Source organism: Streptomyces sp. KR55, from assembly GCF_052245645.1.
In the GTDB taxonomy this organism is placed as follows: domain Bacteria; phylum Actinomycetota; class Actinomycetes; order Streptomycetales; family Streptomycetaceae; genus Streptomyces; species Streptomyces flavusporus.
In genome coordinates this window covers 1-3,791 of the sequence record NZ_JBQQCE010000672.1, presented here as the reverse complement: position 1 = coordinate 3,791, position 3,791 = coordinate 1, and the positions used below count along the sequence as shown (strand labels likewise).

The 3,791-nt window shown below is 72.3% G+C and carries 5 protein-coding genes; 3 read left to right on the top strand and 2 right to left on the bottom strand.

The window, feature by feature from the left end; genetic code table 11:
* Window positions 1–253, top strand: a 253-nt coding sequence (locus tag ACTWQJ_RS48055; protein WP_443312680.1) for a LysR substrate-binding domain-containing protein, incomplete at its 5' end; no start/stop codon positions are given.
* A gap of 247 nt (window positions 254–500) precedes the next feature.
* Here ACTWQJ_RS48055 and ACTWQJ_RS48050 read toward each other — a convergent pair.
* Window positions 501–1,190: a gamma-glutamyl-gamma-aminobutyrate hydrolase family protein gene (locus ACTWQJ_RS48050; RefSeq protein ID WP_443312679.1), complete on the bottom strand. Its 690-nt coding sequence runs from the start codon at window positions 1,188–1,190 to the stop codon at window positions 501–503.
* 69 nt (window positions 1,191–1,259) lie between these two features.
* A complete protein-coding gene (locus ACTWQJ_RS48045; protein WP_443312678.1) occupies window positions 1,260–1,994 on the bottom strand; it encodes a FadR/GntR family transcriptional regulator in 735 nt (244 codons plus the stop codon).
* A gap of 119 nt (window positions 1,995–2,113) precedes the next feature.
* Here ACTWQJ_RS48045 and ACTWQJ_RS48040 point away from each other — a divergent pair, with 119 nt between their 5' ends.
* Window positions 2,114–3,478 (top strand): glutamine synthetase family protein, encoded by a 1,365-nt coding sequence (locus ACTWQJ_RS48040; RefSeq protein WP_443312677.1) that lies wholly within the window; start codon window positions 2,114–2,116, stop codon window positions 3,476–3,478.
* A gap of 8 nt (window positions 3,479–3,486) precedes the next feature.
* The coding region (locus tag ACTWQJ_RS48035) for an aldehyde dehydrogenase family protein (RefSeq protein WP_443312676.1) at window positions 3,487–3,791 on the top strand (305 nt) is incomplete at its 3' end.

Here is a 3,791-nt window from a genome sequence, read left to right as displayed (position 1 = left end):
GATCGAGCTGTCCTCCACGACGGCCGTGAAGGCATCCGCGGTCGGCGGCGCGGGACCGGCGGTGCTGAGCGAACTGGCGGTGGGCGAGGAGCTGTCCACCCGACGCCTGGTGAGCGTCCCGGTGGACGGCGCACGACTCCGCCGCGACCTACGGGCGGTCTGGCGCACGGGCCACCGACCGACGGGACCGGCAAGAGAGCTACTGGGCCTGACACGGGTGCCGCCGGCCAAGGGGGGCGGGCGGCGAGGCTGACGGCACCTTCCGGGACGCCGCTGGCGTGGCGCCCGATAGGGGCGCGGGGCTGTATCGATATGCGGCTCCGCCGCGATGGGGGTCCCCCCGCGCGAGCGAAGCCGAGCGTGGGGGAGAAGCCGAGAGTGGGGGAGCGACCAGCCACCCGGGACCCGCAGTCGCCGACCAACCGTCGGAACCGAGTTCTCGGGCGCCCGGCAGGACAACGCCCCGTGCCGAATCAGCCGACGCCCGCCGCAACGTCCGGTCAAACCCCAGTCGCCGCGACCAGCGCCCGCATCACCCGAAGATCCTCCCCCATCTCCGGATGCCACTGCACCCCCAGCACCCATCCCTCCGCGGACGGCAGCTCGATCGCCTCCACAGTGCCGTCCGCCGCGTGCGCCGAGGGAACGAGGCCCGTGCCGAGCCGGTCCACGGACTGGTGGTGGTACGTCGGTACGGACGTCTCCTCCGGTACGACACCCGCGTACAGCGTGCCCGGCACCGGCTTCACCGCATGGCGGCCGAAGACCCCCACCACCTCCGCGTGCCCGTCGAGGTGCTGGACGAGCGTGCCGCCGAGGGCGACGTTCAGCAGCTGCATGCCCCGGCAGATCCCCAACAGCGGTACGTGCGCGGCCAACGCCGCCTCGATCAGGGCCAGTTCCCAGGTGTCCCGTTCCCGCGCGGGCGGCCCGGTACGGGGATGGGGGGACGCACCGTAGCGGACCGGTTCGACGTCCGGGCCGCCCGCGATCACCAGAGCGTCGAGGCGGGCCACCGTCGCCGCCGCGTGCTGCGCCGCATCCGGCGGCAGCATCGCGGCCAGCCCGCCCGCGCGCTGCACCAGCCGCGGGTACCCGGCCGGCAGCAGTGCCGCGTCCAGTTCCCACACGCCCCAGCGCGCCCCGGCCTCCAGATACGTACTGACGCCGATCAGCGGCCTGCCGGTCATACGTCCTCCCGCTGCCCTCAATGGATCGCCCTCATACCTTTGCCGTCGGCGGCGGTACGGCGCAAGGCCTCAGGTCAGGAACCCCCGCAGCAGTGCCGCGGTCCCCGCGCAGTGCTCCCGCATGATCTCCCGCGCCCCGTCCGCGTCGCCGTCGAGCACCCCCTCCACCAGCGCGGTGTGCTGGCGCTGCGAGTGCTCCAGGTTGCGGACCAGGAGCGGGATGCAGTCGAGCAGGTCGTTCACCGTCGCCCGTACCGCCGCGTACTGCGCGGTCAGCGTCGGCGATCCGGACAGCTCGGCGAGGGTGAGGTGGAGCAGCGTGTCCAGGCGCCGGTAGTCGGCGAGCGGGGCGTCGTGCGTGCGGGCGAGCGCGTCCCGCAGCCGGTCCGCCTGCTCGTCCGTGAGCCCGTGTGCCGCGCACAGCCCCGCCGCGCCCACCTCCAGCACTTCCCGGAACCGCAGCACGTCCTCGATGTCGACCGCGGCGACCCGCCGCCGCAGCTCGCTCTCGCCGGCGGCGTCCGTGCGGGGCAGCACGAACGTTCCGCCGTACCGTCCACGCCGCGACTCCACCAGTCCCTGGTCCTGGAGCACCTTCAGCACCTCGCGCAGCGTCACCCGGCTGATCCCGAGCCGCTCCGCCAGCTCACGCTCCGCGGGCAGCCGTTCCCCGCCGGGCACCAGACCGAGCCGTACGACCTGGAGGATCTGCTCCAGCGCCTCCTCGAAGCCGTTCCCGGCGCGCACCGGCCGCAGTACCGGCGTCAGCGGGTCGTCCGGGCCGCCGACCGGATCCACCGGCATATGGCCGTGCCCCCTTCCCAAGCAATGGTTCTCAGCAATACCTTATGGCTCTCGGCGCCGTCCGAAGAAGCGCGCAGAAGCCGGAAAGACGACGGAAGATGCCCCAAGGAGGCCCTCCCGTGGCAGACCGCACACCCCCGCTCAGCGTCGAGGAGCTGCACGCCCTCGTCGCGGGCGGCGAGATCGACACCGTCGTCCTGGCCTTCCCCGACATGCAGGGACGGCTGCAGGGCAAGCGGTTCGCCGCGCGGTTCTTCCTCGACGAGGTGCTCGAACACGGCACGGAGGGCTGCAACTACCTCCTCGCCGTCGACACCGAGATGAACACCGTCGACGGCTACGAGATGTCCTCCTGGGACCGGGGCTACGGCGACTTCGCCATGCACCCCGACCTGAGCACCCTGCGCCGGGTGCCGTGGAACGAGGGCACCGCCATGGTGATCGCCGACCTCGCCTGGAGCGACGGCTCCCCGGTCGTGGCCGCGCCGCGGCAGATCCTGCGCCGCCAGCTGGAGCGCCTCGCGGACCTCGGCCTCACCGCCCAGGTCGGCACCGAGCTGGAGTTCATCGTCTTCAAGGACACCTACGAGCAGGCCTGGGACGCCGGATACCGGGGGCTCACCCCGGCCAACCAGTACAACATCGACTACTCGGTCCTCGGCACCGGCCGCATCGAGCCCCTGCTGCGCCGGATCCGCAACGAGATGGCCGGCGCCGGGATGACCGTCGAGTCCGCCAAGGGCGAGTGCAACCCCGGCCAGCACGAGATCGCGTTCCGCTACGCCGAGGCCCTGGTCACCTGCGACCAGCACGCCGTCTACAAGACCGGCACCAAGGAGATCGCCGCCCAGGAGGGCATGTCGATCACCTTCATGGCGAAGTACAACGAGCGCGAGGGCAACTCCTGCCACATCCACCTGTCGTTGGCGGACGAGCACGGCAGGAACGTCATGCCGGGCAGCGCGTCCGACGGCATGTCCGACGTCATGCGGTACTTCCTCGCCGGACAGCTCGCCGCGCTGCGGGACTTCTCCCTGCTCTACGCGCCCCACATCAACTCGTACAAACGCTTCCAGCCCGGCTCCTTCGCCCCGACCGCGGTCGCCTGGGGGTACGACAACCGCACCTGCGCGCTGCGCGTCGTCGGCCACGGCCGCTCCCTGCGGTTCGAGAACCGGCTGCCCGGGGGAGACGTCAACCCGCACCTCGCGGTGGCGGGCATGGTGGCCGCGGGCCTGTACGGGATCGAGCAGAAGCTTCAGCTGCCCGAGCCCTGCTCCGGCAACGCCTACACCGCCGACTTCGCGCACGTCCCCGGCACGCTCCGCGAGGCCGCCGAGCTCTGGGAGAACAGCCCGATCGCCAAGGCCGCCTTCGGCGACGAGGTCGTCGCGCACTACCGCAACATGGCCCGTGTCGAGCTCGAGGCCTTCGACGCCGCGGTCACCGACTGGGAGCTGCGCCGCTCCTTCGAACGTATGTGAGGCCCTTCTTGTCGTACGAACTCCAGGTGCTGAACCCGGCGACCGAGGAGGCCGTCGCCACCGTCCCCGGCGCCACCGCGGCCGACGTCGACGCGGCCGTCGTGCGTGCCGCCCGGGCGCAGGCGGACTGGGCGGGCCGCGCACCCGGCGACCGCGCGCGCCTGCTGCGCCGGTTCGCCGTCACGGTCGACGAACACCTCGAAGAACTCGCCCGGTTGGAGGTCCGCGAGGCCGGACACACCCTCGGCAACGCCCGCTGGGAGGCGGGGAACGTCCGTGATCTGCTCGACTACGCGGCCGGGGGAGTGGAGCG

Coding starts and splice junctions, on each gene's coding strand:
- ACTWQJ_RS48050 (WP_443312679.1), bottom strand. CDS start 1,190: ATGACCGGCAGGCCGCTGATCGGCGTCAGTACGTATCTGGAGGCCGGG.
- ACTWQJ_RS48045 (WP_443312678.1), bottom strand. CDS start 1,994: ATGCCGGTGGATCCGGTCGGCGGCCCGGACGACCCGCTGACGCCGGTA.